At 51.3% G+C, this 22,802-nt stretch carries 19 protein-coding genes; 8 read left to right on the top strand and 11 right to left on the bottom strand.

The genetic code is table 11. The annotated features are described in order from the left end of the window. The 8 genes from cobJ (at position 1) to OQ287_RS02880 (ending at position 10,399) form a co-directional block, all read left to right on the top strand. The gene (cobJ, locus tag OQ287_RS02915) at positions 1-792 is read left to right on the top strand and encodes a precorrin-3B C(17)-methyltransferase (RefSeq protein WP_250936514.1); all 792 of its coding nucleotides are present in this window, start codon (positions 1-3) and stop codon (positions 790-792) included. Beyond that, complete coding sequence (gene cobM, locus OQ287_RS02910; RefSeq protein WP_250936513.1) at positions 789-1,574, top strand: precorrin-4 C(11)-methyltransferase; 786 nt, start codon at positions 789-791, stop codon at positions 1,572-1,574. Before cobJ ends, cobM begins: the two co-directional genes overlap by 4 nt. 18 nt (positions 1,575-1,592) lie before the next feature. Further along, positions 1,593-2,666, top strand: coding sequence for a cobalamin biosynthesis protein CobW (gene cobW / locus OQ287_RS02905; RefSeq protein ID WP_265895522.1), 1,074 nt, complete (start codon positions 1,593-1,595; stop codon positions 2,664-2,666). A 157-nt stretch (positions 2,667-2,823) separates the two neighbouring features. Next, entirely contained in the window at positions 2,824-4,242 is a 1,419-nt protein-coding gene (gene fliD, locus OQ287_RS02900; RefSeq protein WP_265895521.1) for a flagellar filament capping protein FliD, read from the top strand. 14 nt (positions 4,243-4,256) lie between these two features. Then, a complete protein-coding gene (gene fliS, locus OQ287_RS02895) occupies positions 4,257-4,664 on the top strand; it encodes a flagellar export chaperone FliS (RefSeq protein WP_250936510.1) in 408 nt (135 codons plus the stop codon). Next, on the top strand, positions 4,661-4,984 hold the full coding sequence (gene fliT / locus OQ287_RS02890; protein WP_265895520.1) for a flagellar protein FliT: 324 nt from the start codon (positions 4,661-4,663) through the stop codon (positions 4,982-4,984). The genes fliS and fliT overlap by 4 nt, the downstream gene beginning before the upstream one ends. A gap of 103 nt (positions 4,985-5,087) precedes the next feature. Next, positions 5,088-8,885 carry a cobaltochelatase subunit CobN gene (cobN, locus tag OQ287_RS02885; protein ID WP_265895519.1) on the top strand — a complete coding sequence of 1,266 codons (3,798 nt, stop codon included), beginning with the start codon at positions 5,088-5,090 and terminating at the stop codon, positions 8,883-8,885. Then, positions 8,882-10,399, top strand: coding sequence for a cobyric acid synthase (locus tag OQ287_RS02880; protein ID WP_265895518.1), 1,518 nt, complete (start codon positions 8,882-8,884; stop codon positions 10,397-10,399). The genes cobN and OQ287_RS02880 overlap by 4 nt, the downstream gene beginning before the upstream one ends. Here the strand turns inward: OQ287_RS02880 and OQ287_RS02875 are convergent. The 11 genes from OQ287_RS02875 to OQ287_RS02825 form a co-directional block, all read right to left on the bottom strand. Next, positions 10,369-11,187, bottom strand: a complete 819-nt coding sequence (locus OQ287_RS02875) for a glycosyltransferase (RefSeq protein ID WP_250936506.1) — start codon at positions 11,185-11,187, stop codon at positions 10,369-10,371. The two genes, OQ287_RS02880 and OQ287_RS02875, sit on opposite strands and share 31 nt — an antisense overlap. A gap of 4 nt (positions 11,188-11,191) precedes the next feature. Beyond that, the gene (locus OQ287_RS02870; RefSeq protein WP_265895517.1) at positions 11,192-12,319 is read right to left on the bottom strand and encodes a glycosyltransferase family 4 protein; all 1,128 of its coding nucleotides are present in this window, start codon (positions 12,317-12,319) and stop codon (positions 11,192-11,194) included. Position 12,320: 1 nt separating this feature from the next. Continuing rightward, positions 12,321-13,367 carry an EpsG family protein gene (locus tag OQ287_RS02865; RefSeq protein ID WP_265895516.1) on the bottom strand — a complete coding sequence of 349 codons (1,047 nt, stop codon included), beginning with the start codon at positions 13,365-13,367 and terminating at the stop codon, positions 12,321-12,323. Positions 13,368-13,375: 8 nt separating this feature from the next. Then, the gene (locus OQ287_RS02860; protein WP_265895515.1) at positions 13,376-14,251 is read right to left on the bottom strand and encodes a glycosyltransferase family 2 protein; all 876 of its coding nucleotides are present in this window, start codon (positions 14,249-14,251) and stop codon (positions 13,376-13,378) included. Position 14,252: 1 nt separating this feature from the next. After that, positions 14,253-15,563, bottom strand: a complete 1,311-nt coding sequence (locus OQ287_RS02855) for an oligosaccharide flippase family protein (RefSeq protein ID WP_265895514.1) — start codon at positions 15,561-15,563, stop codon at positions 14,253-14,255. Further along, complete coding sequence (locus OQ287_RS02850) at positions 15,560-16,774, bottom strand: glycosyltransferase (RefSeq protein ID WP_250936501.1); 1,215 nt, start codon at positions 16,772-16,774, stop codon at positions 15,560-15,562. Before OQ287_RS02850 ends, OQ287_RS02855 begins: the two co-directional genes overlap by 4 nt. Before the next feature lie 16 nt (positions 16,775-16,790). Beyond that, positions 16,791-18,071 (bottom strand): exopolysaccharide biosynthesis polyprenyl glycosylphosphotransferase, encoded by a 1,281-nt coding sequence (locus OQ287_RS02845; protein WP_250936500.1) that lies wholly within the window; start codon positions 18,069-18,071, stop codon positions 16,791-16,793. Positions 18,072-18,124: 53 nt separating this feature from the next. After that, positions 18,125-20,317, bottom strand: coding sequence for a polysaccharide biosynthesis tyrosine autokinase (locus tag OQ287_RS02840; protein ID WP_250936499.1), 2,193 nt, complete (start codon positions 20,315-20,317; stop codon positions 18,125-18,127). A 70-nt stretch (positions 20,318-20,387) separates the two neighbouring features. Next, positions 20,388-21,512 (bottom strand): polysaccharide export protein, encoded by a 1,125-nt coding sequence (locus OQ287_RS02835; RefSeq protein WP_250936498.1) that lies wholly within the window; start codon positions 21,510-21,512, stop codon positions 20,388-20,390. 183 nt (positions 21,513-21,695) lie between these two features. After that, the gene (locus OQ287_RS02830) at positions 21,696-22,064 is read right to left on the bottom strand and encodes a histone-like nucleoid-structuring protein, MvaT/MvaU family (RefSeq protein ID WP_250936497.1); all 369 of its coding nucleotides are present in this window, start codon (positions 22,062-22,064) and stop codon (positions 21,696-21,698) included. Between the two features lie 17 nt (positions 22,065-22,081). Beyond that, positions 22,082-22,720, bottom strand: coding sequence for a YrbL family protein (locus OQ287_RS02825; protein ID WP_265895513.1), 639 nt, complete (start codon positions 22,718-22,720; stop codon positions 22,082-22,084). Between the last annotated feature and the right edge of the window lie 82 nt (positions 22,721-22,802).

Here is a 22,802-nt window from a genome sequence, read left to right as displayed (position 1 = left end):
ATGACTCCCCTGTATCTTGTAGGTATCGGCCCCGGCGACGCGGCCCACATCACTCCCGAAGCCCTGGATGCCATCGAGCACGCCAGCGATATCGTCGGCTATGGCCTTTACATGGATCTGCTTGGTGAGCGCATGAACGGCAAGCGCCATCACAAGCGCGATCTGGGCGAGGAAACCGAGCGTGCCCGTCTGGCGCTCGACCTTGCCAGCGCCGGTCACGTCACCGCACTGGTATCCAGTGGTGATATCGGCATCTTCGCCATGGCAACGCTGGTGTTCGAGCTGCTCGACAAGGCCAACCAAGGCGAGGAAAACGGCCGGGGATGGGAAAGGATTGATATCCGGGTCATCCCCGGCATCAGTGCCATGCAGATGGCTTCTGCCCGACTGGGCGCCGCCATGGGGCACGATTTCTGTGCCATTTCACTCTCGGACCTGCTGACGCCCTGGCCAACCATCGAGCGACGCATCGAGGCTGCTGCCATGGGCGATTTCGTCATTGCCTTTTACAATCCGGTGTCAAAACGCAGGGACTGGCAGCTCAATCATGCCCGTGACGTGCTGCTCACACAGCGCTCGGCGGATACGCCGGTCATCATTGCCCGCGACCTTGGCCGAACCGATGAGGCTGTTACCGTAGTACGGCTGGCAGATCTGGATGCAGCTTATATTGACATGTTGACGCTGGTAATGGTCGGCAGCACTACGACCCGGCACATCCGCTTTGGCCGCAACGAGTGGGTCTATACCCCACGCGGCTACGAACAGAAACGCGCTGGAGCCTCTTCATGACCGTGTTCTTTATCGGTGCCGGCCCCGGCGACCCGGAGCTGATGACCGTCAAGGGGTTACGCCTGATCAAGCGCTGTCCGGTCATTCTTTACGCCGGCTCGCTGGTGCCGGTGGAAATTCTGGGTGAAGCCGCAGAGGGGGCAGATGTCATTGATACGGCCTCCATGTCACTGGACGCCATTATTGCCCGAATGAAGCAGGCGCATGCCGATGGTCAGGACGTGGCCCGTGTGCATTCAGGCGATCCATCCATTTATGGCGCTGTAGGTGAACAAATGCGTCGACTGGATGCATTGGGAATTGCGTGCGAGGTCGTCCCGGGCGTCACCTCCACCAGTGCCTCAAGTGCTGCATTGAAGCGTGAACTGACGCTATCCGGTGTGACCCAGACGGTGATCATGACCCGTTTTGCCGGCAAGACGCCGATGCCCGAAAGGGAAAATCTGGATGCACTCGCACGCCATGGCGCCACACTGGCGATTCATCTGGGCATTACCCGCATTCATCGCATCGTCGAGACCCTGATTCCCCACTATGGTGCTGAAGCGCCGGTTGCGGTCTGTTACCGCGTGGGCTGGCCTGATGAACAACACCTTGTCGGCACCCTGTCGAACATTGTTGAGCAGGTGCGTGCGGCGAAGATTACGCGTACGGCCCTGATTCTGGTCGGTGAAGTGCTCGACCCGCAGGACTTCCGCGACTCCTATTTGTACGACGCCGACCAGGCCCACATTTATCGCCCTAAATTCAGTACGCAGACCCCTCGCCGGGTCAAGCGTTGATACTCCAAGGATTCCCCCATGCATCTCAACAAGATTCCCGCCACCGTGGTAACCGGTTTTCTCGGCAGCGGCAAGACTACCCTGCTGAGCAATGTCCTGCGGCAAGCCAGTGGCAAGCGAATCGCCGTAATCGTCAATGAATTCGGCGAGATGGATGTCGATGCTGATTTGCTGAAGAACTGCCAGCTCGATCATGGTGACGCTGCCTGTGCGGCAGTCGACGATGATGATGGCATTTATGAATTGGCCAACGGCTGCATCTGCTGCACGGTAGAAGAGGAATTTCTGCCTGTCATGAAGAAGCTGGTCGCTCGGCGTGATCGAATTGACCACATCGTGATCGAAACGTCAGGGCTGGCACTGCCCAAGCCACTGGTACAAGCCTTCAACTGGCCGGAAGTCAGGCAGTTCTGCACGGTCGATGCGGTCATTACGGTCGTTGATGGCCCGGCGCTGGCCGATGGGCAGGTAGCCCATGATGAAGCGCGAGTGGCCTCCCAGCGTCTGGCGGATGAAAACCTGGATCATGACCCTTCCCTGCAGGAATTACTGGACGACCAGCTCGCCTCCGCTGACCTGGTCGCCATCAGCAAGACCGATCAGATGTCAGAGGAAGATATCGACCGCGTGGAACAGATGCTGTCATCAAAGCTCGCTGATCACGTCAAGACCCTGCGCATCCGTGATGGCCAGGTAGATGCCGAGGTTCTCATGGGGCTGGGGCTCGCCAGCGAAACCCGAATCGAGGATCTATCCACCCATCACGACCATCACCATGATCATGGCCATGAGCATCACCATGCCCACGATGACTTTGACCATGTTGTTGTTCGGCTAGGCCAGGTCGATCCGGTGGCACTGGAGTCTGCCCTTGCGAAGCTGGTTGCAACGCATCGCATCTTTCGGGCCAAGGGCTTTGCCGATGTCGGCAAGCCGATGCGTCAGGTAGTCCACGCCGTGGGCCAGCGCCTGACGCAACACTTTGATCGTCGCTGGCACAGTGACGAACCTCGAGAGACCCGCCTGGTACTGATTGGCAAGGGACTTGATGCCTCGATCCTCGAGGAAGCACTAAGACAGGCCGAGTGCTGAATCACCCGGCTCACTGCCTGTGAAAACAGGCAGTGAATTTTCCGAATGAAAGTCTAAAGCCGCTACACGTTATGCCGTTAACTGCACCATGGAACTTCGCTCATGTCGCGCGAAGATAATACAGCCAATCAGTTCTTCATGTGCTGCAGGGGACATCATGCCTTCAATTACATCGCTCGGCGTTGGCTCAGGGCTGGACCTGACCACCCTTCTCAAGGGACTTGAAAGGTCAGAGAGTTCTCGTCTGGAGCCCATCAAGATTCAGGAAAAAAGCTACACCAACAAGCTGGACGGCTACAACCGCCTCTCCAGTGCCCTGGAAGGTTTTCAGGGAGCTGTCGATGCACTGGCCGACCCGGCGCTTTATGAAAGCAAGAGTATTACCACCACCAGTACCGCCTTTTCCGCTACCAGCGGCACAGATGCCCAGGAAGGCAATTACAGCATCAAGGTTCTGAACCTGGCGTCTGCGCAGTCGCTGGCCACTACAGGTCAGGCCAGCCGCACGGACACCATTGGTACTGGCGGCAACAGCACACTGACGCTGTCGATCACTGATGGCGCTGGCAATGTTTCCAGTACGACAGATATTGCGCTGGACAGCACCAACAGTTCCCTCGAAGGTATCCGGGATGCCATCAATACTGCTGATGCAGGCGTGACGGCCTCGATTATCAATGATGGCAGCGGCACGCCCTATCGGTTGGTCATGACATCTGACAAGACAGGTGAATCCTCTCAGATCAACATGTCGGTCACCAATGACGATATCCTGAATACAGACACGTCACTTCAGGATCTTCTCAATTACAACAGTGCCGATAATAGCGGTAATCTGACGGAAACCAGTGAGGCCAAAAACGCCAATCTTGAGATCAACGGCCTGGCGATTACCAGCGATACCAATACCGTTGAAGAAGCCATTCAGGGTGTGACACTTACGTTGAATTCGGTCAATGACACAGCTGAAAACATGGTGGTGGCTCAGGATGATGGCACGATACGTGAAGCATTCGAGACGCTGGTCAGCAGCTATAACTCCATGCAGGACCTGATCGATATTCAGACCACCTATGATGCCGAAAGCAAAAGCAGTAACGGCTCACTTTTGGGGGAGTCCACGGTTCGCTCCATCCAGAACCAGATTCGGGGTGCCTTCAATACCAGTGTCAGTGGCGATAGTCTCAACTATCTCACACAGGCCGGCATATCCCTGAACAAGGACGGCAAACTGGAAATTGACAATACTCGTTTTGACAAGGCCATGGCGGATGTCTCCAGCCTTTCTACCCTGATGATCGGAGCAGATGGAGAATCCGGAGTAACGTCAGTATTGAGCACTACACTGGGCAGCATGCTGGATGACGGAGGGGTACTTGATACGGTCACAGGCAGTATTGATAGCCGACTGGAATCGTTGAAGGATCGCAAGGAAACCATTCAGAGAAGCATTGACTCTACCGTGGATCGTTACAGGAAGCAGTTCAATGACCTGGATTTGCTCCTGTCGAATATCAACTCCACCAGTAGCTATCTAAGTCAGCAGCTTTCAGCACTGAATACGCCTCAAAATTAAGGGAGAGTTGCAACATGCTTGCACGTACTCGAGCCAGTGCATACGCCGATATCGGCCTTGAAACCGGTGTCATGAGCGCTACGCCACATCAACTGATTGTCATGCTGTTTGATGGCGCCCAGGCGGCATTGATGAAAGCCACCTGGGCCATCGACAACAAGGATATCGCGCTCAAGGGAACATCACTGTCCAAGGCCATTCGCATTATCGAAGAAGGATTGCGCGCCAGCCTCGACAAGGAACAGGGTGGCCCATTGGCAGAGCAGCTCGACAGCCTTTACGATTACATGTCCCGAGAGCTTACAAAAGCCAATGTTCGTAATGATGCTGACGCGATCCGCAGGGTCAGCGCCCTGTTGAGCGATATCAGTGGCGCCTGGAAGGAAATAGGCCAGACCGTCGATGGCGCGGTGTACTCATGAACGACGTGGAAAAAAGCTACCAGGCGCTGGTCAGGATTACCAATAGTGTGCTGGATGCTGCTGATAATGAAGATATGGAGCGACTGGCGGCCCTTCGAACACAGCATGATGATGCCATCCAGGCAGTAAAAGCTGCCGACGAGGCGGCCGGTACGGATGCTGAATTTCCGGACAAGGCACGTGTTCTGGCGTTTCTGATCGCCAAAAACGAGCAGATCGCAGTGCTTCTGAATCAGAACAAGGACCATCTGACCAGAGAGTCCACACGACAGCAGCAGCAGGGCAAGGCGCAGAAGGCGTACCTGTCACAAAGCATATAATTACCAGATATCGCATTGACGGCCCCCTCTGAGGGGCCGTTTCGGTATGGTATGCTCAACGTTTTGGTGGCCTTCCCCCGCGACGCTGAGAGCACTACTTCCCATGCATCTTTTTGCTGCCCAACCCGGCGGTTTTGGCGACGACGACGGCATTATCGATCTGGCTCAGGAAAGCGCCGAAATCATCATTCTGGCCGCGGCCGACAGCCTTCTTGCCGGCCTGGCCGACTGCATTGATCAATATGATCGCCCCTTGCCGAGCATTCGGCTGGCCAACTGGCTTAACCTCTCCAAACCGGCCTCATTCGATCTTTATGCTGATAATGTGCTGACTCAGGCACGGATCGTGGTCGTTTCCCTGCTGGGCGGCAAAAACTACTGGCCGTACGGTCTGGAGCAGCTCCAGTCATGGCAGCATGCTCAACCGGAACGCCAGCTGATACTCGTACCCGGTGATGACCAGGATGATCCCGAGCTCTGGGCCGATGGATCGGTACCCATGGAAATGGCGCACACCTTATGGCGGTACTTTCGGGAAGGGGGTGCCTGGAACCTGAATCAGGCCATCGGGTATCTGTGTCATTGCCAGGATAACAGCCTGCCACTACCGCCACCGCCTCGTGCCTTGCCCCCGGCACTGATTTATCATCCCGATCACGCCATGGGAGCCACCTTCAGTGAATGGCAGCAGCACCGAGAGAAGAATCAGGCAACAGCATTACTGATTTTTTATCGAAGCCATCTGCAGGCTCTGGACACCGGGCTGTTCGATGCACTACTCGAGGAAGCTCGGCAACAGTTGCTGACTGTCTTGCCGGTGGCAGTTACCTCGCTCAAGCGCGATGACTGCATGGCACTGATCACCGATATTGCCGAGCGCGCCAACGTGCAGGTTATTATCAATACCACCGGATTTTCCCTCGCCCAGCACGGTAATGCTGCCATGTCTTCATTGCCTCGAGAGGACCAGCGCGTCTTCAAGGCCGATATTCCTGTTATCCAGGCGATTCTTGCCAGTACCACCGAGGAAGACTGGCAAAGTCAGACCCGCGGATTACGCAACCGGGATCTGGCAATGCAGGTCGCCCTGCCGGAAATGGATGGCCGGATCATCAGTCGTGCCATGGCCTTCAAGCACGTTGAACGTTATAGCACACGGACACAAAGCCCGGTCATTCGCTTTCGCCTTCAGCCCGATCGCGCCCGTCACGTACTGACTCTGGCCGCCCGATGGGCTGCATTATCCACACTTCCCAATGAAGACAAGCGCATCGGGCTTGTCATGGCCAACTACCCTACCCGGGAAGGGCGCATCGGCAATGGCGTAGGCCTTGATACGCCGGCATCGACTCTGGCCATCATGAAAATGCTGTCCCATGCAGGCTACAGGACAGGCCACCTTCCTGATGACGGGGATGCGCTGATCCAGCGGCTATGCGAGGGCATCACCAATGACCTCGATACACTCGACCAGCGCCCCTGCTTTCAAAGCATGACCCTTGATGCCTATCACATGCGTTTCAAGCGACTGCCGGCTACGCTCCAGCAGGCCGTGAACGAGCGCTGGGGCACACCGGAACAGGACCCTAAATATCGTGCCGGCTGCCTGATGATTGCCGGCCGCCTTTTTGGCCATGTGTTTATCGGCATTCAACCGGCCAGAGGATTTGATATTGACCTTGATGCCAATTATCACGACCCGGATCTGGTGCCCCCCCATGCCTATCTGGCCTTTTATTTCTGGCTGACGGAGACCTGGGGGGCAAACGCCGTGGTTCATGTAGGCAAGCACGGCAACCTGGAGTGGCTGCCCGGCAAGGGAACGGCCCTGTCATCCGAATGCTGGCCGGAAGCCGCGTTCGCTCCCCTGCCCCATCTATACCCTTTCATCGTCAACGACCCGGGTGAAGGCGCTCAGGCCAAGCGACGAACCCAGGCCGTTATCATCGACCACCTGATGCCTCCCATGGCCAGAGCAGAGCTCTATGGCCCCCTTTCGGAACTCGAAGAGCTTGCAGATGAATATTACCAGGCGCTGGGCATGGACGACCGCCGAGCCGAACACCTGAAAAATGCTCTGCTGGACAAGGCCCGGGAATCTCACGTACTGGAAGAGTTATCACCGTCCACTGAAGAAGACGATACGCTGGCAGCACTGGATACCTGGTTGTGCGACATCAAGGAATCGCAGATTCGGCATGGCCTGCACCGTCTCGGCACTCTGCCGGAGCGTGACAAGTTGATCGAGACACTGGTTGCCCTGCTCAGATTACCCAGAGGCGATGGCAATGAAGATCAGGGAATCCTGCATGCACTCGCTTCGGACCTGCTGCTTCCCCCCGACTTTGACCCATTGACAGCGACAGCCGCTACCTGGGCAGGCCCTCGACCGCAACGGCTGAGTGACGTCAGCGGTGCAGCCTGGCGCACCGAATTCGATACTCGGGAACGGCTTGAGCAACTGGCCATTCAGGCGATCGAGGCCTGGCTTGACACTGACCTGCTATCAGTTGAAACACCCCTGCAGGGGCCGGCAATGACCCATGTAATCCACCTGCTGGAAAAACAGCTGATGCCCGCGCTGGAGCGTAGTGCAGAAAACGAGCTTTACGCCATCAGACATGCGCTGAGTGGAAGATTCGTGCCACCAGGCCCCAGTGGAGCCCCGACGCGCGGACGGCTGGATACCCTGCCAACCGGGCGTAATTTCTTTTCGGTCGACAGCCGCGCCGTGCCCAGCAAAATGGCATGGACACTCGGCCAGCAGTCTGCCGAGCTGTTGATTGAACGACATTTGCAGGAACACGGTGACTATCCGGAACACATTGGTATCTCCGTATGGGGCACCTCGACCATGCGCACCGGCGGCGACGACATTGCCCAGGCACTGGCACTGCTGGGCGTCAAGCCCCGCTGGGCCGCAGGCTCTCAGCGCGTTACCGGTTTTGAAATCATCCCCGGGTTTCTGCTGGGAAGGCCCCGTGTAGACGTTACCCTTCGTGTCTCCGGACTGTTTCGGGATGCCTTTCCCAATCTGATGCATTTAATGGACGCGGCCATACATCAACTGGCCGAGTTTGAGGAGCCACCGGAGCTCAATACGATTCGGCGGCATGTCACGGCTCGAGAAGCGGCATTGAAGGCTACACTCCCTGCTGATCAGGCTCGGGAAACGGCACGCCATCGTGTTTTCGGTTCACGACCCGGAACCTATGGTGCCGGCCTGCAGGGACTCATCGACGAACGTTGCTGGTCGGATCGCAGCGACCTGACCGAGGCATACCTGAACTGGGGGGGCTATGCCTACGGCGAGCATGCCTTTGGAACTCCGGCACGTCAGGCACTGGCCTATCAGCTGAGTCAGTTGGACGCCGTCGTACAGAATCAGGACAACCGCGAGCACGATCTGCTTGATTCCGATGATTACTATCAATTTCAGGGCGGTATGACCAACGCCGTTACCACGCTGAAGGGGCATGCCCCGGCTGTCTATCATGGTGATCACAGCCAGCCGGCCCATCCCAGGATCCGAACGCTCAAGGAAGAGCTTGACCGGGTGCTCAGGAGCCGCGCACTCAATCCAAAATGGCACAGCGCCATGCGTGAACACGGTTACAAGGGCGCCTTTGAAATGGCTGCCACGGTTGACTACCTGTTTGCCTACGATGCCACCACGATGCTGATCGCCGATTATCAGTACGAAGCGGTTACCCAGGCTCTGCTGTTTGATACTGACAATCGCCACTTTCTGGAAGCGCATAACCCACAGGCCCTTCAGGAAATGGGCGAGCGGCTGCTGGAAGCCTGCCAGCGAGGCCTTTGGCAGACCCCGGGGATCCGGGAGGAACAACTAGAACACCTACTGCTTACCCTCGATCAACGCCAGGAACAGGCTCAATGACTTCAGATGTATCGAAGACCCGCTTTCGCTCCCCCACCACGCTGATGATTCAGGGAACGACCTCTGATGCCGGTAAAAGTGCGCTGGTCACTGCATTGTGTCGGCTCTTTGCCCGTCAGGGTTACCGCATTGCGCCTTTCAAGCCGCAGAACATGGCGCTTAACAGTGCAGTAGCGATTGATGGTGGCGAAATCGGGCGGGCCCAGGCAGTACAGGCAATGGCGGCGTGCATTGCGCCAACCACCGACATGAACCCGGTCTTGCTCAAGCCCAATTCCGATACAGGTGCTCAGGTCATTGTACATGGCCAGGCCGTTGGCAATATGAACGCAAAGCGTTATCACTACTTTAAACCCGAACTGCTTACGAAGGTCGTTGAAGCACACGACCGTCTGGTACATCAGTATGACCGGGTATTTGTTGAAGGTGCCGGAAGTGCCGGTGAGGTTAACCTGCGAGAACATGACATCGCCAACATGGGGTTTGCCGAAGCCGTGGATTGCCCGGTAATTCTCATGGCAGATATTGATCGCGGTGGGGTGTTTGCCCACCTCACCGGCACCGTTGACGTACTGTCTGCCACTGAGCAGAAACGCATTATCGGCTTTATCATCAATCGCTTCCGCGGGGATATCACCCTGCTTGAACCAGGCCTTAAATGGCTTGAAGAACGCACCGGTAAACCGGTACTGGCCGTGCTTCCATTTCTTGAAGAATTTCATCTTGAAGCCGAGGATGGGCTATCCCGGGGTGGCAATACCGGCGACAGTACACGTGCCCTGCAGGTCGTGGTGCCTCTGGTGCCCAGGATATCGAATCATACTGACCTTGACCCGCTTCGTCGCCACCCTGAAGTGGCCGTACGTTTCTGTACTTCGCCCAATGAGGCCGGAGAAGCGGATCTGATTATTCTACCCGGTAGCAAGAATACTCGCGCTGACCTTGCGTGGCTCAAAAGCCATGGGTGGGAAGAACACATTGCACGTCATTTACGCTATAGAGGAAAGGTCATTGGAATCTGTGGTGGGTTTCAAATGCTGGGGCTTGCCATTGATGACCCTGATGGCGTTGAAGGTACCGCCGGCAGCAGTACAGGGCTGGGATGGCTTCCCCTGCATACGACCCTGAGCAGCAGGAAGGCACTGGCGCGAGTAAAGGGTGCATTCATCCACGACCAGACGCGATGTGAAGGGTATGAAATTCATGTTGGCCAAAGCAGGGCAACCGAGACCATCAGGCGATTGATCAGATGCGACGATGGCCATGAAGACGGCATGCTATCAGCAGATAACCAGATTGCCGGCACTTATCTTCATGGCATTTTTGATACGCCCGACGCACTGGATTCATTACTTGCATGGGCAGGTCTAAGGCAGAGAGAACAATACGATTATGAAAAGGAGCGCGAAGCTCAGATTGACAGGATCAGCCATGCCCTGGAACAGGCATGGCCTTCAGCTATAAACGTATTCGAAAATATTGCTCAGGACACGCTTTTACGCAGGAACCGCTGATACACCAGCGCCAGTAACCACTCGGGTGCCAAACGAAGAGGCGCCCGTTTGGCAGCATTCAGAACACACTCACCCGTACTGATGAACCCCATTTTGCGAAACTTGTTCTGCAAGATGACATCCTGCTTGAAATAGTGCCAGCCACGCCGACGCGTAAGCATTCCATTACCTACACGTGCATCAACCAGGATGTCAGCCATGTTATCCATGACCTGACCTGCGACCAGTAGTCTTGCCCACAGATAATAATCCTCCATCCCCAGAAACGGCTGGTAGCCCCCGGCCGCATCAATGGCCGATTTCCGGAACATGACGGTCATGTGATTGACCGGGCAACGTGCCTTGGCAAATTCACGTACCTTGTCCCGACCTACCGGCAACTCACGAATCGCATGAGGCTGTTGAGGCGTCACATTGAATTCGGAGATGGCCCCACCCAGCACATCTGTATCAGGATACTGCTCAAAATAACGCACCTGCTTTTCAAATCTGTCGGGCCGACACAGATCGTCTGTATCCATACGCGCCACCAGTTCATGATGACACTGCGCCAGACCGGCATTCAGGGCAGCGCCAAGACCCACATTGGTTTGAAGTGGCACGGAAACGATGGAAATTCGTTCACGATATTCATCAATGATACGCCGAAGATCGTCACCAATCGGGCCATCTTCAACAATGACAACCTCATCGGCCTTCAGGGTTTGAGCATCAAGACTTTCAAGGCACAGTCGGAGATAATCCGGCTTTTCCTTGACATAAATGGACATTAAAACGGAAAACGGCATTGTTTCAGGCTCCTGCATACTTCTTGATGGCCTCGTCATAGACCGTCTGATAATGACCGGCCATGACGCGGGCACTTAAATGATCCCGAACAATGGAAAGTGCACACCGGGAACGATAATCGACCTGTTCTGCATCAGAAAACAGGCCCTTGTTCAGCGTCTGGACAAGAGACGCGACATTTCCGGTTTCAAAGAGCGCCACCGCGTCGTTATTAAGCTCATGAAGCTCACGATGTGCAGGTATATCAGAAAGAACTGCTGGCAAACCGCAGGCCAGGGATTCGATAACTCCCATGGGCAGCCCCTCCGTAAACGAAGCAGAAAGGTAGGCATCAGCGGCATGAAGCCATTCAATGACATTGGACTGATAACCAACAAACCTTACCTTCTCACCACCATAACGCTGTTCCAATGACTCTCTGAGTGGCCCATCACCCAGGCAGACTAAAATATTATTGCCACTGGATTCAGTAATGGCGCGAGCTGCTGTTTCAGGATCCTTGAGTTCGGTTAGATGCGCGCTGACGATATAAACTGTCGCATCTTCCGGTAACCCCTTGTCACGTCTGAACCGGATTTTAACATCATGGGTGGAAGGCATGAAGTACGTGTCATCAACCCCATTACGTATAAATGTAAATCTGGGATCATCAAGCTTGTTCAGAAATTTCAGAATACTTCTTGAAACAGTGATACAACGCTGCTTCCTGCTGAAGATACGTAAATGTAACCATGCGAGCCCCCTTCCCTTGACCTTGCCAAAGGAGTAAGGGTAATCGCCATAGGGATAATTATGCACTGTACTGACACAAGGAATCCCGTTCAAAAAAAGCGAGTAAAAATCGCTTCTCAGATCCTGAGTATGAACAAGATCAGGCTCAACTCTTTCTACCGCACTCCTGAGGGAATTTCTTGCCACGAAAAAGGATGAATATCTGGACAAGCCCAGGCAGGACATTGTCAACATGAAAGGTTCAAATCTATCCTTTATGGAATTATCACCCTCCTCTGAAAGAGAGATCATATGTAATTCATAACGCTCCGGATCAAGATTTGAAATCAGCTGAAAAAGCTGATTTATAGGCCCAGAGCGTTTCATCGTAGTAACGATGTATAGAATACGGGTTTTCATTTCAGCTACCAGTCAAAAGGAAGTTAAACGCCGATGAAAATAAGAATGATGGTGCAATACCCAACAAGACAAATAAAAGTCGAACGGTTATACGTAATGTTGGTTGCCTGAAAATACCATCAAGCTGGGTAACAAACATAGGCACTATAATGATCAAAAGCATCATGCCAACGCGCTCCCCTTGAGCACCACCCAGGACTGGCCATATCAACAAAAACGAGAAGAATGAGTAGACGATATACGCATACTGAGAGAACAGCTCCTTGACCTTGAAGCGAGCCATGAAGATGGATGCTATAAAAAATGCTGCAAAGAGGGCTGCATAAGCCGGCCCCAGAGAAATGCCGGTACTGTCGGAAGACTTCGACAGATCTGTATCACTAAGAGAGGAATAGTATATACCGCCCACCATGACCACATATGAAAGGGCAAACATCCCCTTCTGCAGGATATTGAGCTTGCCTGTCGGCGATGCCTTTCTAGCTGCATACAAGTACAAAAGTGGCAGGTAAATTATGGCAGAGTTATGGATAAAGAAAGCAACCATGCTCAGCAGGTAAACAACATATTTGTTTCTGAAGCCATAAAAGGCAAAAAGAACGAAGATAGAGGCCAGGAACTGCCGATAAATATTTTGATACCCCATCAATAGAGGAAAAAACACTATCATGAAAGGAGCACAAAACAATGGGATTCTTGAGCTGTTCTTCTTGTTCAGCAACGCATAAAACAGCAATGACACCCAAATAATGTCTACAACAATAAATGTCCACTTCTGATCCTGAACCAGATCAAAAATCTTCGGAAGCCCAAACCAGAAAACAAATTCCCGGACGTAATATACATTGTCAGCACTGAAATCAAGGCCTGCATCCAGCATCCTTGCATACAAGTACATGTCATAGTCATATCCAGCAAATCGTACAGCTATCATATAACCAATAACTGACAGATAGATAAACAGAATTGACAAAACATTGCGCGTTGATAGTGTTGCAAATATTGTCAGAGCACAGATCAACAGATAGCCTGCCAGTTCAAATGTCATAGCAGTTCCTAGCGATTGGATCGTAGTTGGCGCAGCAAGCCTGAAAACGACGAAAAAAGGCCAAGTTTAAGGCTTGCATCGCCCAAAATCTTGATCGCCTTGAGCTGCGTCGAAAGACAGGACAACGTCATGCGTTGAGTAAAGAAACGGTAGCTTTGCTCATCGTTGCTGACAATGGCGCTCAAAAATTGCCTTTTACAAAACCCTGTAATATGAGCATTCTGACGCAAATAGGCATCGATGAAAAACTGGCTGGCTTTCGTATTGGCCGAACTACTCATATTGGTTGTTCGGTCGACATACAGAATGACCGTAGGACGATCATCATATACCCATTTGACCTGGGCATCGTCTACATCCAGAAAAAAGCCCCAGTCCTGATGCTTGTCAAGAGAACCATTCATCAATAGGGCATTACTGGCCAGGGATATGGTAGATGTCCTTATGTCGCCATCATGTACGAACAGGTAATCACGCGCAGAACAGTCCTTGTGCCTGTCAATGAAATGACGATCCCTGCTGCCCCGCTCTGTGAAGGCGCCAAAAATAAAATCTGCACCGGTGTCGGCGTGCAGGCTTATGCGGTTCCGAATATGATCCGGTGCAAACGCATCGTCCGAGTCAAGCAGAAAGATATGTTTACCAGTAGCATTCATGATTCCGGTATTTCGTGATACAGCAGCATTCGACTTGCTCTCTTTCAGGATCAATCGAGCGCTGGCATACCCTTGAACCACTTCCTTGAGTTTATCGATATCGTTGGAAAAATCATCGACAAGAATGACCTCAAACTGAAGCCCTTCAGCCGCAACGATGACACTATCGATCGCTTTGTATATAAATTCCGAACTATTATATGTTGGAATAACAACACTGACGTCCATATCAGAAACCCACCCAGAAAAAGTAAACCAACGACAAAGCAATAAAGCCAGCCAACCAACTGATCGTATATTGGAATAGACCCACATTAATCAGTCGATTCAGAAAAAGTCGACGCTGCATTATGGTCAGCACTACCTGAACGGCAAGAATGGCAAAGGCGAAATAGCCAACACCGACAAATACGGTTAGCACCAGCACTGCACAAAGAACGATCGTGGAAATAATATTCCAGTAAAATTCGATATTTGTTTTACCCATGGCCTGAGCAAGTACGCCAGTAGGCAGCCCAAGACAACGCAGATAGGCAATAAGAATAAATATTGAAAAGAACTGATCGGCTTCAATATACTTATCACCATAAATAACACTTAGGAAGAAACCTGAAAATATCATCCCTATGGCAGCAGGAATACCGAATGCTGCCGTAATACCATAGAGTGTAGTGAGATATGACTTCCTAAGCTTATCAGGGGTACTCTGCTGTTCCGCAAAAATAGGCATTACCACTTTCTGAATAACAGGCCGAATAATCATCATGGAACGCAGTGCCAGCTCCTTACCCACTGTATAAAGCCCGAGTGTGTGAGCAGGCAAGAAGCGAGCCGCCAGAAACACATCAAACTGTTTACGGAACTCACCAATAAGCACACTGCCAAGATGATAGCTACCGAACGCCAGAGGCTCCTTGAGATCCGTCAAACAGTCACGGCCAAAATAAAACCGTATCGGATAACTTTTGTTCACCTTGAAAAAGCACAGAAGACTCATGAACAGATTTGCAGCAATCATTCCCAGCAGCTGGGAATAGATACCATAGCCGACAAATAGCAGTGCTACGGTAACACCAAGTCCCAGAAATTTGGCCGACATATCAAACTGGGCCATCGTGTTAAGGGCCTTGCTCTTTATCATCAAGGCCTGAGCCTGGCTACCCAACCCCAATGCCAGAAAATTCAGTGCTCCAACACAAAACAGTGCTGCAAATCCTGGCTTATTAATCAAATCCTCAATAAATCCGGAAGAAGCAATACTCAGACCAAAGAGTAATATACCAAGCAAAATATTCAGGCTAAAAAGGAGATGGCGTTGACGATCTTTTATATCCTGCTTATAAATAAGAAAAGATGAAAACCCCACGTCCTGGAAAATAATACCGATATTTACAATAGCAACAACGACCGACAGCAGGCCCATGTCGGAGACAGCCACATAGTGCCCGACAATCCCCAACTGAACAATTTGAACGATGGAATTGACTATTGTAGCAAGAAAAGTCCATGAGACATTTCCTGCCAGCCCGCCTGCTTTCATGATGCAGCCACCCTGCTCAAGATCTCCTCAAGCTCGTCAATAAGATGCACCTTGTTAAACTCCTTATTGACTTTCTCCCGCGCTGCATCACGAATGATTTCAATCCTGTCCGGAGGTGTATCTACAGCTTCCTGAACAACATTGGCTAGAGAAGCACTATCGTTTTCGATGGCAAGGAACCCGGTAACACCATGCTCAATCAGTTCAGGTATACCGCTATGTGTAGAAGAGATCACAGGCAAACCCAAGCACATGGCTTCCATCAAGGCCACAGGAATACCTTCCATATCACCATCAAATGCAACCTTGCTGGGCAACAGGAAAAAATGTGCCTTCGCCATTTTTTCCCGAATAACCGTTTGAGTCCGCTCACCAAGAAAGGATACTTCTTCAGACACATTCAAAGAGGCTGCAAGTGTCTTGTAGCGATCCAGCTGGTCGCCACCACCAATCACTTCATATTCAAATGTGTACCCACGCACCTTTAGCTCGGCAAGAGCTTTGATAGCGTCATCAATTCCCTTTTTAGGAGCCAGCCTGGCAACACTCAGAAAGCGAAGAGCTTCCCCCGATTCATGCTTGCAACGATCAATCCAGGCAAAGTTTTCGGGATCAACGCCCATGCGATGAAGCATGATTTTGTCAGGCGGGCAGCCCAGTGACTGCAACCTGTCAGACCAAAGCTGGCTGATAGGTAAAAACAACTCACCTTCTCTGAATAATTTCCTGTACCGCTCCGTGTACGTTTCAAGTACCTGATATCGTGAAATATCATAGCCATGAAAGACGGTAGCCAGTTTACCCGTAAAGAAATCATCCAGCCTGAGATTCAACGCCTGCACGCCAACAGGCCCGAAATGAGCTATCACCACATCATAATTCCCCACCCGGGAATGCTTACCCAGGGCGGCATAATGATTCACGGTTTCCCGAAGGGAGCCCTTGCGTGCTACACCCTTTTTCAACATTCCTGAAAGTGACCAAAAAGCCAGTTTCAGTACTTTCATATACCTGCTTTCACTTTCAGGTAGTAAATACGTCGTTTTTTCAACCAGACCGTATTCTGCGATCGTATCATGTGAAATGCCGTACTCCTTTTCAAAGGAAAGGATACGCACATCATGTCCCTTATCCAGCAAACCTACGATCTGGTTAAGAATAAAAGTTTCTGAAAGCTTGGGAAAGCCAGTAACAAAAAAAGCAATTTTCATCAAAGTACCGTATTTTTTATCGTGCACCGAAGCCGGTCAACATGGTTTTAATTGTGCGCGCAACAATCAAAATATCCAGCCAGAATGAAAAATGCTTGATGTAATAAAAGTCGTATTCAAGTTTCTTGGTCATACCTTCAACTTCGGCGGCATACCCCTGCTCAACCTGTGCCCATCCGGAAATGCCGGGGCGCACTACGTGACGATAATGAAAGAAAGGAACATCCTTTTCGTACCATTCCGCCAGGCTGAGTGACTCGGGTCTCGGCCCAATCAGGCTCATATTGCCCTGCAATACGTTAAAAAGCTGCGGAAGCTCATCGATACGGTATTTTCGAATAACCTTGCCGATACGTGTAATACGTGGATCTTCACCTTCAGCAGTAAAGGTAGTACCTGGATTGACGTACATACTGCGAAACTTGTAAACCTTGAAGGGTTTACATTTGAACCCCATACGGATCTGGTTGAAAAAGACAGGGCCCGGATCATCGCGACGAATAAGCCACGCAGTAACCAGCATGACCGGGATTACGGCAGGTAACACCAGCAGCACGGCAATAACGTCAAAGACACGTTTAAGCAACTCGTAATCTTCGCGCGGCAGCAGGCTGCCGAATTTGTTTTCGTACATATGATCAAGATGTACACGGCCGGTCACGGACTCATGGATCTGGCGGGCGTTGTACACGGGAATTCTGTGTATGGCGCATTCAGCCAGAAATTTTTGCCACTCGTCCGGGATTTCAGCACGGAGATCCGCCACGACCCCATCCACTCGCATGGAATGCAGATCAGGAGTTTCAAGGAAGCGCCAGTCAATATCACTACTGACACAAAACTCACTAATGCGTCCAAAGGGAACAACAGCCAGCTTTCTGGACTGATATTTTATTCCAACATAACTACCCGCGAAGCAGTAGATGATCGAGCAGACCAGAGAAACGATAACAACAGACTCCAGCACTGGCAGATTGACGACATAAGCAACCAGATACGCCAGACCAAATGACACCAGAGCCACGGGAAGAATATAAAAGTACGAGCGCGCACCGGGATATGAAGCTATTTGTCGAACAACACTTACAGTGGCCAATAATGCAGCAGCACACAAAAACAACGTTATGAACGTAGCAGATTGCGGACTAGTGGCAAATGAATCCCTGAAAAACCAGAACGGCAGAATGACGCATAACACGACGCCAAGAAGAAGATTCACGCTGCGGCTGAATAAAATTCTTTCGTACCAGAGGGAGTGGCGCCGATTCCTGCCAGGGTTGTCCTTGAACGATTGCATGTCATATCCCTTTACAATTTAAAAAGGCCGGCCCAATGAGCCGGCCCTGATGCTTACTTATAAGAGTAATTATAATAGCTGTACTGATTGCGCATATTCTTTTCAACAGCGTTGAAAATGCACCCTTTCACATCGATGCCATTCTGCTCAAGGCGACGACGAGAGGTATTCACTTCCTTGAGAGAGTTGCCCTCATACTTGACAACCATCATGGTGGTACCTGAATGCTTGCCAATGACAGCTGCATCAGTGACAGCCAGAACCGGCGGAGTATCAATGATCACGAGATCATAGTTCTTGTTTGCCCAGGCTGAAAACTCAGCAAATCGTTCATTGGCCAGAAGCTCTGACGGATTAGGCGGCGTTTTGCCCTTGGAAACAAAGTGAAGATTTTCATGCGATGTTTCCTTGATAACGCTTGCAGGCATGGCTGCACCGCTAAGCACATCACTCAGGCCATTTTCAGACTTGGTGCGGAAAGCGTGATGGACATGGCCCTTTCGCATATCTGCATCCACCAGTAACACCTTTTGACCGGCTTGAGCACAGACAGCCGCCAGGTTCGAGGTCAGGAAGCTCTTGCCGATATCAGGGCTTGCACCAGTGATCATCAAAATGGAGTTGGGTGCTTCCATCATTGCAAACTGCAAGCTGGTGCGCAGAGAGCGAATGGCTTCAATGGACATGTCCGTGGAATCGTGGAATGCGAGCAGACCGGTATCGACCGTGATTCCCTTGGAAACCTTGGACTTCTTGACCTTTTTGGTCAGTTGCTGCTGTTTTTCTGCCAGAGGAATAGTGGCATAAACCGGCAGACCAGCCTTTTCAATATCATCTGGATCTTCGATCCCCTTGCTGAGGGCGGACTTGATGAATACGTACAGCACACTCAGCACAAAGCCCAGTACGGTAAAGATAAAGACAATAAGGGTTGAGCGCGGAGCTACCGGACCGGGCCTTACAACCGCATCGTCAATCACACGTACACTACCTACAGCGCCGGCCTTGGCGATATTGAGTTCCTGCAACTTGTTAAGCAGCTGAACATAAATATCCTGCGTCACTGATACATTACGTTGAAGGCGCAGAATTTCCTGCTGTGTTTCAGGCAGATTACCAATGCGTTTCTGCAGATTCGCCTTTTCATTTTCAAGCTGCTTCTTCTTCTCGAGCAGTGACTGATAGGACGGATGATTCTTGGTGAAACGCTGCGATAGATCTGCCTCATCGAATTTGAGCTGATTAAGCTGTGATTCAACGTTAACCAGCTGATTCAAGGTCGACTGAGTTTCCTGAGTAAGATCAACGGAATCCTGACGGACACGATAATCGTTCAGCTTGTTTTCTGCATCAGCCAGGTTTGCACGCACTTCCGGTATCTGCTTTTTAAGAAAGTCGATACTGTTTTGCGCTTCTGCAGACTGACGGTTGATATTCTGCTCGAGGTAAACTTCATTGATCGCCTGAAGACTGGCTTCCGTCAGGGCCGGATCCGGTCCCAGAAGCGTCAGCTGCAGAATACCTGTTCCGGAGCGACCGGTTTCCTCTACACTAAATCTGCTTTTAAGGCTTCCAACCGCAGACAATTCAGAACGCTTGTACATTATGAATTCAGCACCGGCCGGAGCATCGATATTCATCACTCGCAACTCGACCGTGCCATCAGACGACTGTGCAAGCTTACCGACCTCACCGCTCAGTACACGCTGCCCATTGGACAACAGCTCGTACTTTGTCTTTCCTGTTACACGCAAGGTAAGTGGGCGACCTACCAAACGAGAAGGAAGCACCAGTCGAGTTACGTTGATGCCCTCACCACCGAACACATATGACCAGCCATCAGCAAATCCGGGGCGCTTGACACCCTTGCGGATAAGCAACTCACCGATGAGCGGCATTTTCTTCGGACGAACAACCGTTTGCAGATTAACGCGATCCGCTGCAGTACCAAGTACCTTCCGCGACTGAAGGATTTGCATCTCTGCCACTGATTTAGGGCCAGTGTTACCAAAGATATTTCCCATGTCACCAGCAGCATTGCTGGCATTGGGACGAGACTCGATTTCTATCAGCGAGTTAGCCTGATAAATGGGAGTCGAAACAAACGCATATACAATACCGATTACTGCAAAGAGCAAAGTAACCGCAACAATCAGCCATTTCCGATCGAATAAAAGGCCTAATATCCGGCCGATATCCAGATCTTCACCGCCCGCGGCGTTCTCGCTTTTTTCGTATGAAGCCATTTATGCACACCTGGGAAAATTAAAAAAAGCGCTCGCTGCGAAATGCAGCGGGCGCCTTATTATCGTCACGTTAGAAGTCGTTGTTGATACTGGTTCCCTGACGCGTGATATTGGTGCTGGGCAGCAGCAGGCTGATAACCTTGTTCCAGCGCGCCAGAGGCGCTGCCGTCACGTAGACAATATCCTTCGGCTGAAGTTCGAATTCCGTACCCAGAACAAAGGCAGCCGAGTTGGAAATATCCAGCTGATAAACCGTTGCTTCCTTGCCGGATGTATCGGAATCAGCATTACGACGAATGACAAAGATTCCGGAAGGCTGCGCCTGAAGCTCATCGATACCGCCAGACTGGGCGATGGCGTCAGTCAAGCTGAGGTTATAGCCACCCATCGGCAATGCTTGGGGACGATTGACCTCACCCATTACATATACTTTCTGGCTGCCTACATCAGGTACGTGAATAATATCCCCGTCCTGAATAAGTCCGTTGATGCCCTGATAACCGTCTTCGAGCAGATCGTAAAGGGAAATAACCTGGCGCTTGCCATGACGCGTCAGGACAATATGGTGCCAGTCGGCTTCGTTGGTAACACCACCGGCTTGGGTTACCGCATCAACCAGCGTCAGCGGTATGTTGGTAATTGGCTGCGGCCCCGGATTTTGTACTCGGCCGGTAACATACGCCTTCTTGGCACGATAACTGGCAATATTGACATTCACCTGCGGGTCGGCCACGTAGTCCTGCAGTGCAGATGAGATAATGCTGCGCACCTGAGTAACGCTCTTGCCCTCTACACGAATGCGACCAACATAGGGATAGAAAATGGTGCCATCACGCTGTACCACATAACCGGAGTCGCTCGAGCTACGCTCTGCACCTGCCGGGATAGTCAGTTCCGGGTGATCATATACGATAATATTAAGAATATCACCGCGACCAATCTCATACTCGTATGAACTCAGCTTATTGGCAAAGTCCAGTGAGACGGTCTTGTTGTCGGTTTGCTGAGACTCGACTTTCTTGCGCTCGGCTTCCTGCTGCCGGATCAGGTCAAAGGTAATCCCTTTTACTTCGACATGCTCGTCCATGGACGGCCCCTGATCGGCGCTGTAATCAATATCGCCACCAGGAGCCATCACACAGCCACCCAGCAGAAGCGCTGAACTCAGTACCGCACAACCGTATATTTTTTTCATTGGGTCAGCTCACTATCCTTTGAAAAGCCATTCAACACACACCCCGAAACTGCGGATATTCACATGGAGATCATAACGGCGCATGGGGATTAAATTTGAGGGTACGATATCAGAAAGGGGTGGCAAGGCATATGCCGTTTCGATCACATCAAAAAAAGGCGCCTGCGGCGCCTTTTTGAACATTCAATCCTGAAGCCAGGACTCTACCGTTTCGGGGCCAAACTCTTCTTTCCATACTTTCAGGGTTTTTTGATTCCCCCCACGAGTTTCAACAACTTCACCCGTATGAGGATTTTTATATACTTTCAGTTTTCTTTTTTTACGCTGGGTAGTGCTGGCCGGTGCAGACTTGGCACTGGCGCCTGCGCCACCCGGGCTGAGCAGCTCGATAACATGCTCGGAGCGCTTGTCATATTCATCCATCAGGGATTCAAGCCGGGACTTGAACTCAAGCTCCTTCTTGAGCCGCTGATCCTGCTCAAGCGAACTGAGCTCATCCTGCAGCTTTTTCAAAAGCTGCTCTTTTTCCATATATTGATTCAAAAGAGACATGATTTTACTCTCAAAGCTTACAGGGTTAATTTTTCAATAATAATATTGCATTGTTTATTGTTGATCAACCCATAGTTTTTAAATTTCCCGGCCAACTTTATTAATCTTTTCCTTATCCTTCTTCTGGCAAACCAGGAAGAATAATTTGCTATGGGAAATAGCGCAGGATTGGATACACCATCAATCAAGTAAAGACGGCACCCTTCTTGATCAGTAAAAACACATACAATATTTCGGTCATTTATGTCGGAAGGAACAATCCAGTAGTTCATCAGGAAAACACATAATGCTTCAAAAGCCCTGCAAAAGGCATCGCCCTGGAAAACGTCAAATTGATTGGATCGGTAATGGCGTATGGTTCTGGCGACGCCACCCTCCTTATCGAGAATGAGGTCATAGATGAGCCCTTCACCATGATTTTCTACTACCATTGCACCATGATATCGCGGGATATATTCCCAGTAAGGGATGCCGCGAGCTTCAAGTCGTTCGAAGTATTTTTTTTCACGTCGACTTTGTTCACTGCCTCGCAAAGGGTAGCGAGGCAGTTTTATACACCGCTCAGGACAGGCTGGTAATCGATATACCACGCGATCATTCCCCTTGCCTATCGGGACGGCAGTACTCAGATATTGTTCAAAAGCAGAAGAATTCAAGACAGGTGCACCAAATCAAGCCACCAATAAAACAGGTCTGTACCTGAAGCTGCCGCTTTGTACCGGCAGGCTGCACGTCCCC

Origin of the sequence: Larsenimonas rhizosphaerae, from assembly GCF_026240105.1 — a bacterium.
GTDB classification, from domain to species: domain Bacteria; phylum Pseudomonadota; class Gammaproteobacteria; order Pseudomonadales; family Halomonadaceae; genus Larsenimonas; species Larsenimonas rhizosphaerae.
Note: the sequence above shows the minus strand (reverse complement) of the source record. Positions and strands in the feature narration are given on the sequence as shown.